The organism is Pseudoalteromonas sp. T1lg122, assembly GCF_002964825.1.
Classification (GTDB): Bacteria; Pseudomonadota; Gammaproteobacteria; order Enterobacterales; family Alteromonadaceae; genus Pseudoalteromonas; species Pseudoalteromonas gelatinilytica.
Genome location: NZ_PQCG01000032.1, coordinates 355,695 through 374,363, shown reverse-complemented (window position 1 = coordinate 374,363; position 18,669 = coordinate 355,695). Strand labels below are relative to the sequence as shown.

Annotated in this window: 20 protein-coding genes; 4 read left to right on the top strand and 16 right to left on the bottom strand. The window is 41.0% G+C overall.

The window, feature by feature from the left end; genetic code table 11:
• Positions 1-55: 55 nt before the first annotated feature.
• The 7 genes from dps to C2M33_RS14130 all read right to left on the bottom strand — a co-directional run bounded on the left by dps (position 56) and on the right by C2M33_RS14130 (position 5,289).
• Entirely contained in the window at positions 56-574 is a 519-nt protein-coding gene (dps, locus tag C2M33_RS14160) for a DNA starvation/stationary phase protection protein Dps (protein ID WP_063700453.1), read from the bottom strand.
• 226 nt (positions 575-800) lie between these two features.
• The gene (locus C2M33_RS14155; protein ID WP_054551886.1) at positions 801-1,220 is read right to left on the bottom strand and encodes a CBS domain-containing protein; all 420 of its coding nucleotides are present in this window, start codon (positions 1,218-1,220) and stop codon (positions 801-803) included.
• A 79-nt stretch (positions 1,221-1,299) separates the two neighbouring features.
• Positions 1,300-2,205: a substrate-binding domain-containing protein gene (locus C2M33_RS14150; protein WP_233999218.1), complete on the bottom strand. Its 906-nt coding sequence runs from the start codon at positions 2,203-2,205 to the stop codon at positions 1,300-1,302.
• Positions 2,206-2,412: 207 nt separating this feature from the next.
• Entirely contained in the window at positions 2,413-3,561 is a 1,149-nt protein-coding gene (locus tag C2M33_RS14145) for a GGDEF domain-containing protein (protein ID WP_105174727.1), read from the bottom strand.
• A 65-nt stretch (positions 3,562-3,626) separates the two neighbouring features.
• On the bottom strand, positions 3,627-4,097 hold the full coding sequence (locus C2M33_RS14140) for a CC0125/CC1285 family lipoprotein (RefSeq protein ID WP_105174726.1): 471 nt from the start codon (positions 4,095-4,097) through the stop codon (positions 3,627-3,629).
• Between the two features lie 11 nt (positions 4,098-4,108).
• Complete coding sequence (locus tag C2M33_RS14135) at positions 4,109-4,801, bottom strand: anti-sigma factor family protein (protein WP_105174725.1); 693 nt, start codon at positions 4,799-4,801, stop codon at positions 4,109-4,111.
• Positions 4,798-5,289 (bottom strand): RNA polymerase sigma factor, encoded by a 492-nt coding sequence (locus tag C2M33_RS14130; protein WP_063700442.1) that lies wholly within the window; start codon positions 5,287-5,289, stop codon positions 4,798-4,800. Before C2M33_RS14130 ends, C2M33_RS14135 begins: the two co-directional genes overlap by 4 nt.
• A 170-nt stretch (positions 5,290-5,459) precedes the next feature.
• Between C2M33_RS14130 and C2M33_RS14125 the strand changes: the two genes are divergently transcribed.
• Positions 5,460-6,746, top strand: a complete 1,287-nt coding sequence (locus C2M33_RS14125) for a S8 family serine peptidase (RefSeq protein ID WP_063700441.1) — start codon at positions 5,460-5,462, stop codon at positions 6,744-6,746.
• Here the strand turns inward: C2M33_RS14125 and C2M33_RS14120 are convergent.
• Together C2M33_RS14120 and C2M33_RS14115 are read right to left on the bottom strand one after the other, a co-directional pair.
• Positions 6,743-7,657 carry a surface lipoprotein assembly modifier gene (locus C2M33_RS14120; RefSeq protein WP_063700439.1) on the bottom strand — a complete coding sequence of 305 codons (915 nt, stop codon included), beginning with the start codon at positions 7,655-7,657 and terminating at the stop codon, positions 6,743-6,745. The genes C2M33_RS14125 and C2M33_RS14120 overlap by 4 nt on opposite strands.
• A gap of 47 nt (positions 7,658-7,704) precedes the next feature.
• A complete protein-coding gene (locus C2M33_RS14115; RefSeq protein WP_105174724.1) occupies positions 7,705-8,448 on the bottom strand; it encodes a hypothetical protein in 744 nt (247 codons plus the stop codon).
• Positions 8,449-8,624: 176 nt separating this feature from the next.
• On the opposite strand from C2M33_RS14115, the gene C2M33_RS14110 reads away from it, so the two are divergent.
• A complete protein-coding gene (locus C2M33_RS14110; RefSeq protein WP_105174723.1) occupies positions 8,625-9,296 on the top strand; it encodes a penicillin-insensitive murein endopeptidase in 672 nt (223 codons plus the stop codon).
• A gap of 21 nt (positions 9,297-9,317) precedes the next feature.
• Here C2M33_RS14110 and C2M33_RS14105 read toward each other — a convergent pair whose 3' ends face one another.
• Complete coding sequence (locus tag C2M33_RS14105) at positions 9,318-9,908, bottom strand: LysE family translocator (protein ID WP_105174722.1); 591 nt, start codon at positions 9,906-9,908, stop codon at positions 9,318-9,320.
• Positions 9,909-10,007: 99 nt separating this feature from the next.
• Here C2M33_RS14105 and C2M33_RS14100 point away from each other — a divergent pair, with 99 nt between their 5' ends.
• Together C2M33_RS14100 and C2M33_RS14095 are read left to right on the top strand one after the other, a co-directional pair.
• Positions 10,008-10,457, top strand: a complete 450-nt coding sequence (locus C2M33_RS14100) for an Lrp/AsnC family transcriptional regulator (protein ID WP_054551870.1) — start codon at positions 10,008-10,010, stop codon at positions 10,455-10,457.
• Between the two features lie 98 nt (positions 10,458-10,555).
• Entirely contained in the window at positions 10,556-11,365 is an 810-nt protein-coding gene (locus tag C2M33_RS14095) for a hypothetical protein (RefSeq protein ID WP_063700430.1), read from the top strand.
• A gap of 24 nt (positions 11,366-11,389) precedes the next feature.
• On the opposite strand, the gene C2M33_RS14090 is transcribed toward C2M33_RS14095, so the two are convergent.
• Genes C2M33_RS14090 through C2M33_RS14065 form a run of 6 tightly spaced genes read right to left on the bottom strand, consistent with a single transcriptional unit; the run spans position 11,390 to position 18,497 of the window.
• Positions 11,390-12,091 carry a (2Fe-2S)-binding protein gene (locus C2M33_RS14090; RefSeq protein ID WP_158685592.1) on the bottom strand — a complete coding sequence of 234 codons (702 nt, stop codon included), beginning with the start codon at positions 12,089-12,091 and terminating at the stop codon, positions 11,390-11,392.
• Positions 12,066-13,967, bottom strand: coding sequence for an IucA/IucC family protein (locus tag C2M33_RS14085; RefSeq protein WP_105174720.1), 1,902 nt, complete (start codon positions 13,965-13,967; stop codon positions 12,066-12,068). Before C2M33_RS14085 ends, C2M33_RS14090 begins: the two co-directional genes overlap by 26 nt.
• Positions 13,968-13,999: 32 nt before the next feature.
• A complete protein-coding gene (locus C2M33_RS14080) occupies positions 14,000-14,464 on the bottom strand; it encodes a GNAT family N-acetyltransferase (protein WP_105174719.1) in 465 nt (154 codons plus the stop codon).
• 19 nt (positions 14,465-14,483) lie between these two features.
• A complete protein-coding gene (locus C2M33_RS14075) occupies positions 14,484-15,671 on the bottom strand; it encodes an MFS transporter (protein ID WP_063700424.1) in 1,188 nt (395 codons plus the stop codon).
• A complete protein-coding gene (locus C2M33_RS14070; protein ID WP_105174718.1) occupies positions 15,668-16,960 on the bottom strand; it encodes a lysine N(6)-hydroxylase/L-ornithine N(5)-oxygenase family protein in 1,293 nt (430 codons plus the stop codon). Before C2M33_RS14070 ends, C2M33_RS14075 begins: the two co-directional genes overlap by 4 nt.
• Entirely contained in the window at positions 16,953-18,497 is a 1,545-nt protein-coding gene (locus tag C2M33_RS14065) for a pyridoxal phosphate-dependent decarboxylase family protein (protein WP_062565034.1), read from the bottom strand. Before C2M33_RS14065 ends, C2M33_RS14070 begins: the two co-directional genes overlap by 8 nt.
• Positions 18,498-18,669 lie beyond the last annotated feature (172 nt).

Here is an 18,669-nt window from a genome sequence, read left to right as displayed (position 1 = left end):
CATAAAAAAGCCCAGCAAATGCTGGGCAAGGGGTCTTCGGATAGACCTAGGGGGTTTAACCTTTCAATTCGCCGGTAGACGATTCGATATGTGCACGAACAAACCATTGGAATTGTTCTAAGTCAGCCAGTTGGCCGGTGATCATATCTTCAGAAACTGGATCTAGCTCACCAAGCTTATCGATAGCTGCACGGTGGTCTTTATTAACACCGTTATACACTTTATCAAGCGCTGTTAGGTGGTCAGTCACTAAGCCTTTACCAATTGAATAATCTTGCCAAGTACGGCGTTCTACAATTGATTGAGGTGTACCAACCGGTACGCCGCCCATGGTTGCGATACGCTCTGCAATCGTGTCAGTCATCTCTTGCACTGCGCTTACTTGTGGATCAAGCATTTCGTGTACACCAATAAAATTAGGGCCAACAACATTCCAATGAATGTGTTTTAAAGTGAGGTGTAAATCGATTAAAGCGACCATGCGCTGGTCTAGAATAGCAATCGTGTCCGCTGCAGCTTGGTCTTTAACACCAGGTGCTGTAAATTCTGCGACTTTTGATGATGAATTACTCATTACTCCTCCGAGATTATCTGTAAATTTCCTTTCGCTTTTAATCTAAAAGCATGTGTAATTACATAGAAGCAAGCGTTGTGCCTGATAATTATAAAATTATAAATTGTTGAATATAAATGGTTAATTTGATTTTTATCTTGGGCTGGAGTAGTTGTGGCTATGAAAGAGTATGAAAACTCTGCACACCTTCTGTAAAAAATTCAGTGTGCAGATACAAAGTTACGAGTTAAGAAAGTAATGCCGCCGCTAAACGAACAAAGTCTGATGAAGTTAGAATTCCCACTAAGTTGTTATCTTTATCAACCACCGGCATGCAGCCATGACGGTTTTCAACAAAAAACTTAGCAACTTCGTGTAGCGGTTGCTCTGGCGAGATACTGGTAAAATCGGTAGCCATAATATCAACTACTTTGGTTTGCTTTTCCTTGCGTTCAAGAGCGCTGGCGCTGTAATTAGCCATGATATTCATTACCTGAGCAATCATGATTTTTTGCGTTAACATGCCAACTAAACCACCGTGCTCATTGATCACTGGGATATGACGGACATTTTTCTCTTTCATTAGATTATGAGCATCATGCAGGGTATTTTGCGCGCTAATGGCGAATGGGTCTGGCGTCATCAAATCACTAACTAGGTGTGTCATGGCTACATCCTTACAATTAATCAAGTTGTGGTAAGTCTAGCGCTTATCGAGTTAATTGCACTTTAGTGAGATCAAAGTTTTAGTGATTAACGGTGCAAGTGCCAGCATTACTTTGCTGACAATAATGAAAGTCTAAATAATAGTGAGACTTAGCTGGGCGTTCACCTTTAGTGAGGTATTGATACATCAACTCGGCAGAAAGTCGGCCCATTTCAAAAGGGTTTTGACCAATATTGGCCGATGATAATCCTTGCTGTAATACTGCTAATTGCATTTGCTCAGTATCGGCAGAAACAATCACCACTTCTTGATTGGCAATACGTTGTTTATGTTTAGCAATCACGTTTGCATAGTTAGGGTTAAATTGAGCAAAACCGGCTACCGCTAGAAATAGTGGTGGATTTTCAAGGTTAAGCAGTTTGTCGAGTTGACCGAGTGACACCCCTCGCTTACCTAAGCTATATAAAGGGCAACGGTCAAATTCACTCCAGCCATTTTCACCGCTTAAACGTTTCTCTGTTTGCCCTGATAAGGCATAGCGAACGCCTTCAATACGCTTGTTTAAATTAGGCGTTGTTGAATGCCCTGATTGAATACACACTTGATTATTTGCCTTGTTGGTGAATTTTTTTAATTCGTTCCCCAAGGCCACACCATAATCAAAATTATTGGTACCCACATAAGCTAAACGGTACTGCTGATCTTCCTCAAGCAGATCAGAGTCAAAAGTGATCACAGGAATGTTGTTATCTTTAAGCTTTTTTAAAGCTCTTTCAACAAGGTAATTGGAATCTGTAGTTGCGATTAATAAACCGCTAATATTATTTCTGCGAACAAGATCGGTGATCACTAATACTTGCGTGCGAATATCTTGAAAATCTTTGGGGCCGTCGTAAATACATTCAAAATCGAGATGCTGTTTTGCAAATTGCTCACAGCCTTTAAAAGCTTGCTGATAAAAGCTATCGTTTTTGGTTTTACCCACAACTGCCACCACATATTTAGCCTGAATTGGCAGGGCGAAAAGCCAAAAACTGGCGCACAAAAACACCCAGTTTAATTTAAAATTTAATAATACTTTTAAGGGCATAGCACTACATATTGCAAGTTAAGCACGAGCTAATTATAGTGACAGAGTTTGAATTTACAAGGTTGATAGAAAGGTATTTGTTTTCGTGGCGTCTCTAGTTGTTTATTCCTTGTTTAGGCTGTTGGTTTCTATGCGATTACGACCATTATTTTTCGCTGCATAAACGGCTTTGTCTGCGCGGTTTACTAAGCTTTCAAAGCTGTCATTTGGTTGCCAATTGGTTAAACCAAAGCTAGCAGTAACCGATATACGATGTTCTCGATAAGCTATTTGACTGGTTTCAAATGTTTTACGTAGGCCCTCTAAAAATTGCTTAGCCGAGCTGATGTCGGTAGCAAAGAACAACAGTAAAAATTCTTCACCACCAAGGCGGCAACATAAGTCACCTTTATTTAAATGGTGTTTCATTAGATCAGAGAACACTTCGAGGACTAGGTCACCGCCATCGTGACCATAGCTATCATTAATCCGTTTGAAGTAATCAATATCAACAACGCAGGCAAATAAACTAGATGTTTGGCTTGGGCTGAATAGTTGCTGTTGTTCAATAATGAATTGCAGCCCGCGGCGATTGTAGAGCCCGGTAAGCGGGTCTTTTAGAGACAATTCCAAATAACGCTTTTTTTCATCCACCAACAGGGTGGTGATGAGACCTAGCCCAGTCATAACAAACACGGTTGCATGGGCAATGACGGTCAACGAATACAAGGTCGCTAAGTTATGTTCATGGGTAATAATACTTAGCTGTGAAATGGGTACTAATAGTAAAATGCATTGCGCCATTGACAACACAGTGTTGCCAATATTCTTTTCACATACAGCGCGTTTAGTTGTGAAGTAAATAAGTGCGGGTAACACGCTTAATGTAAAGCTGGCTTCGACAAGGGCGAGTTGATTTATATTTTGAGTGAGCAGGGCAAATACAGAAAAAATAGCACCATGCGCAATAATTATCTTATTAAATCGGCTAGGTTCGTCGTGGTTATAAATGGATAATTGTAGCAACGTCATGGAAATCATATAAATCACCACGCCAGAGCGAAAACTTGGTGCAAGGTCTAATAAGTCTTGGATCCACAGCCATGCAAAGCCAATGACACCGAGGTAAAAAAACAGGTTAAATAAGCAAATCGAGCGGTTATTAAAACTACTGCGCATCAGGCGCGTGGCTATAATGGAACAGGTTACTACCGTGATAAGTAAGAAGATAAAAAAGCCGTGGTAAAAGTAATTCTCTACGTTACTAGCCATGAGTTGCACTGAAAAGCTCTAGGTAAATAAAGCTTAGCACAAGAAAAATTACCCACCTTTAAATGTTAGTTTTGTGTGTTGTCGCCTCCCTCAATTAGCGTGTATGCATCATGCGCTTTTTCACTTGGTTTTATGCCATTTCCTAAAATGATTGTTAATCGTGTGACGATTGTACGCTCTAATAGCGTTGACACATGCAGTGCTGGCGAAGTTTGACTTGTGCACGTTAACAAACCGCATTGGGCTCTTTGCTCGAAACGAGGTTTGTTAGTGGGCTTGGAGCGTTCTACATCAACTGCCTGCTCGGCAACGAGAAACCAGTCATAACCGGTGTCTATCGTAATGTTTGCGGCTTGCAGCATACTTTGCTCAAGCGCTGAGCGCTTTGAACCGTGACGAGTTTCGTATCGAAGGATATATTGATTATCTGCGAGCTGCTTAGTTGTTAGGCCTGGTATACTTTTATCGGTCGAATGTTGGCTGCTGGTGCAGCCAATTAATACAATGGCGAAATAAGCTAATAACACGTGTTTCATGATTGTCTCGCTTATTGCCAATGGTTAGTCAGTGCTTGTTGTTCGGCGTTACGATCTAACGGCTGGCCTTGAATGTGCTCGTCGATGTAACTATCAAGCGCAGGTGTTTTACTTGCTAAGCGATAGCTTTGGCTTGACATTGCGCGTTGCTCGCTCGATGCATGAAGCTGCCAAATCCCTTGTTGTTTACAAGCAATATGTGTTTGCTGGGTACTTTTAGAATACAGCGTGTATTGACGGCAAAAATCGCCATTAGTATTAACAAAGCTAAGCTGAGCAGTTAGGCTTCTGTTTGTATCTATTACCGTGTTGTCGCCACTCAATTTTTGATCTAATGCGTTGGCAATGGGTTGTTCCAAACCTTGTTGTTGAACAAAGCTAGCAATAGCGACTGTAAAAAGCACTGCAATACTTGCTGCAACGGCCATTTGTTTGCGTCCGGCAAGTTTAATTTGCTGCCATTTGGATAGCGAAACGACATTCTCTTTACTATGCTGCTCGATTGTTTGTGCAAGTTCATCAGACAAGGGCATTATATCAATCTGCGCTGCGTGTTGTTTAACTAGCATGTCAACTTCACATAGTTCAGCTAGGCGTAAAGCGAGTTGCTCATCTTCAGCAATTGCATTACGTATTGCTTCCATTTCGTTTGCTGGTAATTCATTGTCTAAAAAAGCACTGAGTGTTTGGTCATCAATCTTCATGCGTTTTCCTTGGTGAAATCAGGCTTAATTAATTGATAAAGTGCGGCTCTGGCTCGTGACAATTTACTCATCACGGTGCCAACAGGTATCTCGAGGGTGTGCGCAACATCTTTGTAAGCCATACCTTGCACTGCCACGAGAGATACTATAGCGCGCTGTTCATCTGGCAAGCTTGTTAAAGCGTTATTTACTCGTTGCAAAGTCTCTTGGGTAGCGAAACTCTCTTGTTCATCGTCACAGACGGGTTCTTGAAGTTCAGTATTTTGAACTGCCTTTAAGCGCACTTTTTGCGAGCGGTATTCGTCGATCCAAACATTTCGACAGATCTTGAATGCCCATTTTAGTGGTTCAATATCATCGGGCATGCCTTTTTGTAAAAGTTTCTCGATGGTCATTTGTACAATATCATCGGCATCTGCTTGATTGCCGGTAAGCGAAAATGCAAAACGTCGCAGCGCTGGTAATAAACTGGTTACTGTATTTGTCATAGTTTCCCTTATTGGTTAGGGCAAGGGCCGATTAATGAAACAACTCATCAATGATTCAGCCAACTCACACTACTATAACGGGCAAGAAAAAGTTTTATTCCCAATAAATGCAATTTTTCTTTCACTGAAACGTTATAGTAATACCTAACTAAATGAGAAGTCACTGTAACATGAAATTGAAATCAGTCATTTTAAGTAGTTTGTTGTTTACTTCAAGTACGCTATCAGCAGCGATTATTAAGCCAATAAATGGTGTGATAGAGCAGATAGATCCTGTTGTTAATAAACTTGAACCGCGCATCACTAGCCAAGTAGAAAGCATACGCGAACATGAGTTAATCGACGACGCAACAGCAATTGTGACCTCGCTACCTAAAAGGCTAGAGATACTCAATCAGTTACAGGCTCCTGCATTTGTTGAAGTCGATGTAGAGCATGGTTTTCGTGCAGTTGAAAGGCAGTGGATAATGCTGGCGAATGAACAGCATCAGGGAAAACTCTTACAAATTGGCGCACAAATTATCGTCACTAAACAATACACGTCATTAGGTTTGTCATTAGTTCGGTTTGTTGTCCCGGCCAATTACGATTCAAAAGCGCATTTGCAACGTTTACTTTCACTCGATGATGCATCGTTATTGGATAGAAATCATATTTATCAAGCGCAAAATGGTTCTCAGCAAGAAGCGCCTTCATCAAAGCCTACAGCAATGTGTGACTGGTTTGTAAAAATAGGCATGATAGATAGTGCGATTGACACGACTCATCCGGGATTTAGTAATACACAGATAAAAACGCAGTCATTTCTTACAAATGACTTAGTATCACCCGATTTACACGGCACTGCGGTTGCTGGCGTTTTGGTCGGTAAGTATGGGCAGCTCATGCCGTTATTAACTGAGGCAACATTATACAGCGCGGCTGTGTTTTATCAGCAGTCTGATTTATCACAGGGGGCGACATTAGCTGCAATAGTTGACGCACTTAATTGGTTGGTTGCTAACGAGGTGCCTGTTATCAATATGAGTTTTACAGGGCCCGACAACGCTATTCTAGCGGCAGCAATTAATGCCACAGCGGCTAAACAAGTAACTTTAGTGGCGGCTGCAGGCAATGAAGGACCTGCTGCGCTGCCACTTTACCCTGCGGCATACCAACATGTCATTGCTGTCACGGCACTGGATAGCCAAAACCGAATTTACCGCTGGTCAAACAGAGGTGATTATATTGATTTTGCGGCATTAGGCGTCAATGTCATGACGTTAAAAGCTGGAGGGGATCTTGGTCGGGAATCTGGAACCTCTATTGCCGCGCCGCGTATTTCAGCGGCGGCTGCATGTTTAGCGGCAAAGCCTAATACAACTCCTAAAAACATTTACCACGCGTTACAGCAACAAGCGAATGATTTAGGTGAAGTGGGCAAAGATACGGTGTTTGGACATGGTGTAATTGATTAAAAGCTGGCTTTTAATGACAGCGAAGCAATGCTTTGGGTATAGGTGTTTGCTGCCAACTTAGATTGATAATCGCCGTACTCTGCTTCAGTAACAATTTGCAAAGAGTCAAAAACAGAAAGCTGCCAAAATGCGCTGACTACACTGCGACTTTCATCCCGTGATGGCTCGCTTTGTGTAAGTGATTGGTTGATAACTTCTTGGTAGTTTTTATCTTGATAGCGCCAGCTTAATCCTGCTTTATTGCTTATATCAAACGCTTTAAAACGATGAGTGATGCCCGTATTTAAGCCCCAACTTTTAAAGTTGAATTGCTCTGAATCAGCATTTTCTCTATCTAAACTAGCGCCTAAAAGCAGCATCGTTTTACCCTTATTAATAAAGTAATAAAGGTTTGAATCAAGCCCTAACCCTTTTGCATCGCGCATTGACTGTGTGGCGAATTGTTTATCTGATGCCCTAATCGCAGTGCGCAGATAGGTTGTTGGATTAACGTAATGGCCAACATACAAACTTACCTGATCCAAGGTTAAAAATGTTTCTTTTGCTACTTTTGCTAAAGCACCGTCATAACGTATACCTACATCAGTACCAGAAATGCTATAGCTAGAATCAAGGCTATATTGATGCAATGCCAAGTCATACTGGTCAAGCTGGTGATAATTGGTTTGCTCGTATCGATAACTTGGTGTGAACTTGAGGTTGTCAGTTGCATGTAACTCAGCACTAACACCAGCTTTAAGTATTGAACCTGTATCACTTTGTGAAGAAATATCATCTAACTCTTTAATGGCTAAATCAGAGTTAGTTGTTAAGCCAATTTGTGCATCAGCATGAAAAGTTGCATCCGTAGCAAACACTTGAATGCTTGTGGTTAACGCACTTAAGGTGATGAGCTTATTAATTGTACGCATAATAATCTCCTAAAGGAGCGCCGAGTGATAACCCGGCACGCTATTGGTTAAAGGCCTAAGTTCAGGCTGTTTTGAATGTTATTAACGACTTCGGTAGTTGTCGCTGCGGTTATTTGCTCAGCAACTTGTTGGTTAACGCTGTTGCTAACAGTTGATGAAATGCTTTGCTCAACACTACTTTGTACAGAGTTCATTGCAGCTTGTTGTACATTGCTAGTCAGTGATGATTGCAGGTCATTAGTGATTTGCGAGGCCTGACTTAAGCCTGCAGTGCTTAGCTCACTAGGCTCTAAAGACGTTAATACATCTGTTTGCTGACTCAATTGATTTTGCATTGCGTTGGTTATGTTCGAATTTGTGTTAGCGACGGCCACATTACTAATAGCAGTTGTCGCAGTTGACAGCATTGACTCACCTGCTAGCGCTACGGTATTGGCTGCTTGAGAAGCGCTTGATACTGAGTTTGTAAAACCAAGCTCGGGCATTGTTTCAGCAGGCTGCTGTTCATCGTTTTCAATCGTTGTTTGATTATTTGCTTGTCCGCTATTTGAACTTTCAGTATTCACACCAACTGATGAATTTTGTGTTGTTGCCGAGCCTGACAGTTGAGTTGATTGCATCATTGTCGTATTCGACGATGCTTGGTTTGAACTTGTCGAAACTTGATTATCACTGGCTGTTTGCTGTTCAGATGCGACTGATAGTTGCACGTTAGCTGCTGATGAAGCCGCTGAAAAGCCTGTTGCAGTTACGACACAGATTGCGATAAGTGATTGTTTTAAATTTGTCATTGTCTCGTCCTCTTTTTTGCGAATTGACATAGAGGTAACGAGTGGGCGAATGGTTTATTCCAAAAAGTTTTAACTTTTTTCAATCAAATTAGCTAACTTATTGAAAGCTAGACAGAGATTTCACTTTTTGTTCATTCACAGGTCGCTAAACTTTAAATTTTAAAGATACCACTGCGATGAAAAAGAGTTTTGTTTTAGCCTTATTTTTTTGTTCTGGGCCAGTTTTGGCCAACAGTGTATGTGGTGGAACGTCTGCCAATGGCTATGTACGTAATGCAGTAAAACTACCCAGCAAAGGTGACAACTTTACCAGCTACAGCAAAGTGGCTGAGCTGGCAGGACGTACGTATGTTCATTCGCAGGTAAAAAACATTATTGTTGATGCCTATCAAGCGCTCCAGAAATCCCATCCAGATAAACGATACAAATACGCTGAAACGGGCTTAGAAAATGGCGGGAAATTTAGTCCACATAAAACCCATCAAAATGGTTTGTCAGTTGATTTTATGACGCCGGTTGTTAACGAAAAGGGGCTATCAGTTCATTTGCCTACACATGTGTTTAATCGTTTTGGCTACGATATTGAATTTGATAAACAAGGCCAGTTTGAACAGTTTAAGATTGATTACACCGCTTTAGCAGCTCATATTGTTGAGCTGCATAAATCGGCAACAGCAAAAGGTTACGATCTTTGGCGAGTGATCTTTGACCCAACCCTGCAAGCTGGGCTTTATAAAACCAAGTATGCCGACTACTTAAAAGCGCATATTCAGTTTTCGACTAAACCATCCTGGGTGCGACATGATGAGCATTACCATGTCGACTTTTTAGTGCCGTGTGAAATATAAGCCAAGCAAAGCTTACTCAAATTAAAACAAACTAAACATCACTGAAGCGATTAATAGTATTGCCATTAGGTAGTTAAATGCTTTTAAGCGCTTTGGGCTGGCGAGCCAGTGTTGTAGCTTTTCGCCAAGTAAAGTCCACGAGCTGACACACGGCAGGTTAATTAAGCCAAATACGAGGCTTACGATTAACACTGAGGTGAGGTTTTTGTCTGGGGCATATAAGCTTACCGCGCTTAATGCCATTGCCCACGCTTTTGGGTTTACCCATTGAAATAGTGCAGCCTGAATAAAAGTAAACGGCTTACTCTCACTACTGGCTTTTTGTTGTGTGTTACTTGTGGCAATTTTAAACGCCAGATAGAGTAAGTAAGCAATACAAAATACTTTTAATATCAAATAGCTTGGTGGATACAAGTCAAATAGCTGCATGATGCCAAGGCCTACTAAAACCAGCATCAACATAAAGCCAAGCGTCACGCCAAGTAAGTGTGGTGTGGTTCTTTTAAAGCCAAAGTTAGCACCTGAGCTCATCAACATTAAGTTATTTGGCCCTGGGGTAATTGATGACACCAAAGCAAATAATGCCAAGGCTGTTAAAATTTCAAAACTCATCGCTATCTCTCCATTTGAATTTAGATGCAATTATAAGTTGTAATGTGCGCAATTTTTGCGCTTAATGTTGTTGTGTGTATTTAAATTTCACAATCAAAAATGAAAAAAGATAAAATTAACGACAGAATATTGCATGAGCTTAAGCGCAATGGCCGAATTGCCAATGCCGAGCTGGCAGATAAAGTGGGTTTATCACCTTCGGCATGCCTTCGTAGAGTGCAAGAGCTAGAAAAGCTTGGGGTTATTGCGGGGTATCGGGCGGTTATAAATAATCAGGCTGTTGGCCTAGGATTTATCGCTTATGTTGGGGTTGGTTTAAATGAGCACTCAACAGTATCTCAGCGAGCATTCGAACACGCTCTTGAGTTTATTGATGAAGTAAAAGAGTGCCACAATGTAACTGGCTCGTTTGAATATTTGCTGAGAGTCGAGACGGCGGATCTTAAGTCCTATAAAGCGTTTCATGCTGATGTGCTCGGCTCAATACCACAGGTACGTACCATTACAACTCATGTGGTAATGGAATCACCTAAGGACGAACGCGCTTAATAATAGAGTTTGTACCTTTTTTGTTATTAATTTATTGCGAGCTATAAGGCCTTAGTCTAGAATCTTCGCGTTAAAATAATAATATATAAGGAAATTACGTGAAAACGTTAAAGCCTTTTTTGGCGTTTATAGCTTTAGGTTTATTAGCAGGCTGTCAATCGACAACCGAAACAGGTGTATCGATGGCCCGCTTTGAGAGCCCAGAGATCAACAGTGATCCCTTTCATTTTCGTGCAACTGTCGGTACAGATACAAGCAAGATCATTGCGAAAGATACCAGCGAGAGTACATCAACGAGTACAGCGTTAACGACTTCGATGAGTATGACCTTAGGTTATTCGACGGAGCTTACCGTAGGGGTTGGTATTGGTGGCGATCATGATTATGAAAAATACGCTATTAAGCATCAGTTTTATGGCAGCCCTTTAGAATCGGCCGTCGAGAAAAACTTCTCTATGGCCGTCAGCCTAGGCTATATTCGCAGTGAAGATGCGGGGTATGGTCCACTATTAGCGGGTAATTATGATGACGATACCTATGATTGGGATTTGTCGCACGATACTTATGATATTGCACTTATTTCAGGATACCGTTTAAGCTCAAAAGCCTTGCTATACGGCAGTGTCTTTTATCAAAAAGGCTCTATTGATGTTGATTATACCCAGATGTATTACCGTACAGAGGAAGGTGATGTATTTTTATCGGGAGCATGCAGTGATACGCCAGAGCAATGCCTTGATTTTAGCGCTGATCAAGACGGTCATAATGCAGGTGTCAGCATTGCACTTGAATATGCATTTACGCATTGGTTCGCTATTACAGGTGAAGCAGTTTATAAATCGATGAACTGGTTTGATCGCAGTGAAAGCGAGACTGCGGCAAATGTAAACGTTGAATTTAGGTTCTAGGTTCGGTTTTTCGAGAAAAAGGCATTAGCAAGCGCTAGTGCCTTTTTTGTTTAACGGGCAGTTAGCGCAATAATCAGCGGCTACAAGTTGATAGTGTAAGCAGCAGGTTTTACGCATAAATGTCAGCGTATTGTTTTGATCACGAAAGCGATGTTTACCACATAGCTTTTGCCATGGTTGAAAACGTTTTGCTATAAATTCTATCGATTTCTCTGGCCAGCAAGCGATTAACGCTGCGTGGAAAGTATCACTTTGTAAACGCTTTAATAACCCTTCATTTAACCTGTATTGCAATGGCAGGTTATCATTCCAAGCATGCTGGTGATCAATTAAATGATTGGCTGCCAGTTCTATCAAATCTGCATTATTAAAAGAGTCATGTTGAACCATGATATTTAAATTAGCCAAACCATAAATATGTGAGCCCGTTACCCGCTGCTTAATATTGACCAGATCAGGAATGCAACCAAGGTGCTCTACACTGGCTACTAATAAGTAAATAACTTGCCAGCTCAGTTGTAAGTAGAGATTGATTGCGACATATCCCTCAGTAACATTTGCCCCTCTTAACTTTATAGCGTTAGCCAAATCGGTTAGTTGCTTGCTAGTTAAACATTGACTGCTAAACCATTGTTCATCGTTTGTTGGAGTTAAGAACGTCAGCAGTGAACACTGCTGACGTAAGGCTAACTCAAGCTTATTATGCTGTTGTGTTTGCAAGTGCATATTGCGCCAATGGGTTTTGCAAATCACCTGCATACTGCAAGCTTGAAGCTGGGTCGGTTATATCAACCATTTGTTGATTATTACGCAGCTGTAAGCGGTTTAAGCATGACAATGGGAATGACTCAGCAAATAAATCATGCTCAGCAAACTTGTCTTTTAGCGCTGGGTGGCTCGCCTGATACTGAACAATTGTATCGGCGACGGCTTGCCAAAATTGTTGTTCGGTCAGTAGGCCATCAGTTACTAAAATTGCCGAAAGGTAGCGGAAGAAGCAATCGAAAATGTCAGTAAAAATAGACAACACGGCAACGCCTTCTGGAATGGTTACCTTAATCCGCTTTATTTCATCATTCAGCTCGATGTTACTATTTAATAAGGCAATCTCTTCACCAATGTCTTTAATGAATACGCCTACCGGAACATGATTGTTAAATCGAACGATGAGGTTTTCACCATGTGGCATAAAGACTAAATCATACTGGTAAAAACAATGTAGCAATGGTGTCATATAAGCCTGTAAGTAGTGGGTTAGCCACTTATCAGCACTGAGCCCCGATTTGGCAATTTTAGCACTTACAAATGAACGGCCTTCGCTATCGATATGAAGCAGACTTGCCATAGTGGCAAGGCTTTCATTCTCGTCCATGTATTGAGCGGGATTTTCACGCCAAAGAGCCGCCATCATTTTCTTATAAGGGTTATCGCCAAGCGCAGGATGAGTGTAATACTGCTCATCAAAGCCAAGGGTTGCGACTTCTCTTAAAGGTTGAAACTTCAGAGATTTTAAATAGCTATCTTGGTTTACTAAGTCGAACAACCATTGATTTATTGCTGGAGTTACTTTCATATAGGCACTCGATAAGCCCCGCATAAAGCCCATATTTAAAATTGATAGAGCGGTTTTAACATAGCATTTGTGTGGTTTGCTGATGTTATACAGGGTACGAATTGATTGCTGAGGTAAATAACTATCGTGCGAGTAGCCTAAACAGACAATATGTTTTTGCGAGATGTGATAGCTATAAACATGGACTAATTTGTTAAACCACTGCCATGGGTGCATAGGAAATAACAGATAGTCACTTGGCTTTAAACCTTGCTCAGTCAGTGCTTTTTCAAAGCGTAAACGCTCAGCTACATCAAGCTCATCGGCAATCAAGTTCTCGTATTTATAATCATGGGTACTTTTATAAGTGGTATGCTGTTTGTGACACGCAAGCCATATAATTTGAAATGGGTTTGCGGCTTCCGGCGTATATTGGTGAAAATCTTGTGAGTTAAAACCAATGCGGCCATTGTTGGCTATAAAGCTTGGGTGACCCATGGTCATTTGGGTTTCGATCACTTGAAAATCTGCGTCTGCTAATTGCTGAGCGCTATAGCGATTATTTTTAAATTTAAATGCAAAGCCACTGAGTGTACTCGCGAGTTCTTCGAGATAGGTGCCAAGCATTGATTTGTCTATGTTTAACTTGTCATTACACTCAAGTACAAACGCGATAGCGTCTAATGGTTGGCTGTTGTTAAGCGCCATTTTAGTAATGCTATTTGGCTCAACTTGCAGGTGATTAAGCAACATAGGCTCACCTTTAAACTGATAGCTTTGTCCACCCATGGTATGCAACACATAATGGTTAGGTTTTTCACTGTCGTAGCTAAATAGTCGTTCGTGATAAAACTCACTGAGCATTTTGGCAATGAGTAAACGATTTGCGTATTGCCACGCTTGTTGGTCTAGATGTGAGGTACTGCAAGATGGCGTTGCTTGTTGCACTGCAGGCCCTTGCTGTGAAGTGTCGAATCGAGACGAAAGATGCTGTAAGTAATTAAAATGATCTTTTTCTAAACTACCAAGTAATGCGGTTTTCTCACCCAATTTGATAACTTTATGATGGCTGAAACCTGCCTTTAAGTTAAGGCGATAATTTTATGATTGGCTACATCTGGCTCCACAATCACTCGCTCACATGAGAGGGTATTAAACATAAACTCTAATACCGACTGCATAACAGCAAGGCTAAACCCCGCCACAGAGAACTGCTTTGGAGCGAGTAAAATATGCATGCCTAAATCGCCGTTTTTAAGCGCTAGGTGGTTCTCAAGTTTTAGTATTTGTGGTTTATAAACCTCAATTAAAGCAATAGGTGTTTGGTTTATTTCAAGCAAATAGGCTTGTTGAGCCTCATCTTTATTGAGTGTTGTATAAAATTCTAAAATTTCTTCGGGTGAATGTTCCATTGCTCCCCAAAACTGAGCTTGGGGGTGTTTAAGCCAAGGGGTAATAGTCGTTAGATCGTGTTCAGGGTTTAATGTTCTGATTTTTACATCACCAAGCAAAGCGTGCTTGATAGGAGTTTCAGTGATGTTTTTCATAATCGTGTTCTCTTAAAAATTAATAACTGTGAATAGGGTCTGTTGAGGTATGTTTGTTGCGTAAAAAAAGCAGATAAAACAAACATAAAGTGATGGCAAAGCCGACAGAACCCGTCAGTAATGGGGTGTTAAGTTCAAAGCGAGATACTAAATCTCCCGCTAAAAATGAGGCGCAGATGACACCGATATTTTGCATAAAATGAAGCTTGGCAAAGTCGCTTGAGTAAAAACGTGGTTCGCTCATTGCAAACAACATGACTTGTAGACGCACGGTTAGTAAAAATAGCCCAATAGCAAATACAACACGGCCGAACACAAGCCATTGCCAGTGTGAACTAAGTTGTATAAATAGGCCGATACTGCTTAACATAAGTGCATAAGCAATTGTTTTACTGTGCTTATTGGTTGCAGCCTTGTTTTTGGTTGTAATCAAAATGACAAGTGCAACCCAAGCAGGGATAGCAAACACAGCACCAGCTAAAAGTGCATTGCTGAAATCACTTACTTGTTGCCAAAGTAGCGTAAAGTATGGCGTTGCTAAGAACATGCTGAAGTACACGCCCATAGATATAACCCCTAAGCGAATAATGTAGCCAGGGAAGCGCTGTCGTTTTACTGATGATGCGGTTAATTCGCGTGGCTTGTAGCTTACTTTTAATAAGTAAATTAAATACAAGCAGAGCATAACCTGTAAGCAGTCACCCGCAGCCATCACTAAATATAAAAAGCGCGGCTCAATACTTTGAATGATCAAGCCACCTAATAAAGCACCGCCAATACCACCAAAGTGTAAAAGCACGCTAAATAAAGCAACCACACCGAGGTGCTGTTGTTTTTCTTCGATACTTAGAACAAAGGGATAAATAAGCAGGTAACTTGCTTTAAATACCAGCATGAGCTGTGATAACAGCCAAAAGCTCCACACGTTGTCGCTGTAAAAGCACGCAACACCCAATAGCCCTGCCATTATTTGGGTGATCACCCACAAATACAGTTCGTGCACGTGCTGCGCTATTTTCGCCCATACAGGGAAAGCACACATCACGGTGATGCAGCAAACAGCAATATAGGCACCAATGTGATTACTTGATTGCAAACCAAATTGGGCACTAAAAAACTGCGGGTAAAAGGGCAAAATCATGGTGTCGCAAACAACAGATATAATCGTCAGCAGCACCAAGCTTGACTTTAATGCGGGTTGTTTCATGCTATTTGCTTCTGTTTTTCGTTGACAACATCGGGTAAACCAAACTCTTGAAAGGCAATTTGTGTTTCAACAGGGTAGGGGGCATAACCTAAAATAGAGCGCAAAATATGGCTGTTTCGATAGCAGGCCATGCCCAGATCTGGCGTTACAAAACCATGACTGTGGAGTTCAGCATTTTGTACAAACAACCTTTGTAGCTTGTCGATACTGTAATTTCGCTCAACAGCAAAGCACCCGTTATCTAGCCAATTTATTTCGCTCATCAAGCCACTTAGAAAATCGGGTAGCTGATAACTAAAGCCCGTTGCCATAATGACCTGATTACTATGTAAGCTAAATTCAGCCTGCTGTTCACTGTGTCTAAAAACTAACTTACTGCCTTGTTTTTTAATGAGCTCGCTGTTGGTCAATAACCTTGCGCGGTTTACCCCTTGAATATCAAGTTGGTAAAGCTGATCATAAATCTGATTAATTAACTCTGAGTTGATGCCTTTGTATAAATTACGTTGCTTGGCTAGTAACTCCTGTTTGGTTGTCTGTTCTAGGTTATAAAAGTAATCAACATACTCAGGAGAGGTCATTTCTAGCGTGAGTTTCGTGTACTCAAGAGGAAAGAAACGCGGCGCTCGCGTTACCCAATTGAGTTGGTAGTTATGCTGTTTAATGTCACACAACAAATCATAAAATACTTCAGCAGCACTTTGACCTGAGCCAATCACAGTGATGCTCTTGCTATTTACTAATTCATCCCGCTTATACAGATATTCTGTGGCATGGCAGAGCTGTGTATCTTCAGCCTGAACAGCGGGTGGGTAATAAGGTGAGGGACCTGTGCCCAGTACCAAGTGACGACAATAAAGCGTTTTTGTTTGCTTTGCAGATTCAACAGTGAGTACATAGAGCTGCTTTGTTTGATCAAACTGGCTATGAATGACTTTATGACCAAATTGTATGTTACTTAATTGGCTTGCTGCCCATTGGCAATACTGGTTGTATTGCTCACGCAGTAAAAAGAAGCTTTCTCGAATATAAAACTGATACAGCTTACCTTGTTGTTTCGCATAGTTTAAAAAGCTGTATGGATTGGTTGGATCTGCCAATGTAACTAAATCCGACATAAACGGTGTTTGTAACGTAACACCATCGAGCATAAGCCCAGGATGCCAATTAAATTCATCACGTTGCTCTAAAAATAGCGAATCAAGTGTTTCAATTGGTTCAGCTAAACATGCCAAACTGAGGTTGAACGGACCAAGACCCACAGCAATTAAATCGTATACTTTATTCATGGCTAGTTTCCTCAACTTTTAGGCGTGCCTTGATGCTGTAGGCGCAGGCTTTAATATCAGCTGCAATGCTTTTAATGTCTTCAATTTGTGTGTTTGGATTAAGTAACGTGAACTTTAAGTAGTTGATACCTCTGAATTTGGTGCGAGCAATGGCACACTCACCTTGTTTGAATAGCTCATCTTTAATTTGATAATTAAGCAGGTTTAATTGCTCATCACTGAGGCTTTTATCGTTAAAGCGAAACACTAAGGTGCTCAGTTCAGGTTGGTGAATTAGCTCAAATTCTGGGTCTTGTTTGAGCGCCACATAACTACTACGGGCTAATGCCATAACAGAAGAAAACACTTTGCCAATCTGTTCGTGGCCCATAATGCGTAAAGTTAGCCAAAGTTTTAGGGCATCAAAACGGCGAGTCGTTTGAATGCTTTTATCAACAAGATTTGGTGCTGCTTGTGGGTTGTCGTTAAACGGATTTAAATAATCAGCATGATGAGTTAAATGTTTAAATTGCTTTTTATCAGCAACAATAAATGCGCTACTACTGACAGGTTGTAAGAATGATTTGTGGTAATCTAACGTCACCGAGTCAGCATGCTCAATGCCATTGAGTAAGTGACGGTGATCATCAGCAGCAAGTAGTCCACAGCCATAAGCGGCATCGACATGAAGCCATAAATTATCAGCTTTGCACCGCGCTTTTAGCTTATCTATAGGGTCTATTGAACCAAAGTCAGTTGTGCCTGCAGTAGCGACAAGCGCTATAGGAATATTGCCTTGTGCTTTACACTCATTAATAGCTGTATCAAGTGCGGTTAGGTCCATTTTAAATTCTTTATCAACTGCAACTGGAACAACCGCGTTATAGCCAAGGCCCAGTAAAGCGGCGGACTTTTGAATACTAAAATGGCTGACTTCAGAGCAAAAAATACGGTAGCGATGGGCATCAGGACTTAAACCAAAATCGCGAATAAGGTGCCCAGACAAGCGCTCTGCAGCATGGTCTCTAGCAAGTAACAATGCCATTAAATTAGATTGACTGCCGCCACTTGTGAATATGCCATCGGCAGTAGCACTTAAGCCAATGCGTTCGATACTCCAGTCAATTAACTTTTGCTCAATGAGCGTCCCGCCAGCACTTTGGTCCCAAGTGTCTAACGAAGAATTTATAGCAGTTAATAACTGTTCAGCTATTACCGCAGGGTAAGCAACGGGGCAGTTTAGGTGGGCAACATATTTTGGATGATGAAAGTAGACTGCATGATCTAAATATAGAGATTTTACTTCGCCTAGCGCTTGCTCAACGTTATTGAGAGGTTGATTTAGTTCAATACTGGCAATTAGTTTACTCAGCTCCTTATGACAGACACCAGAATGAACTTGTTTTGCTGAACGCAGTGCTTGATGGATAAGCGACAGTGTTTGCATTGAAGCCATCTCATATTTGAGCAAATTATTTTCGTTAAAAATAAATGCTTGGGGTTGTTCATCAACATTTATTGATGAATGAGTATTAAGCACGGGGGCTAATTGATTCACGACTCAATTCCTTCTCAGTTAATTTGAATCGGGATCGTAATGATAGTGATTCTCAATATCAATAATAATAAATCATTAATTTACTTTACAATTTAATTACCTTTTGTAGGTTGAAGGTGTTTTGTTTTTTATTTTATCTAGTAATAAATAATTGTAATCAGATCAAAGACTA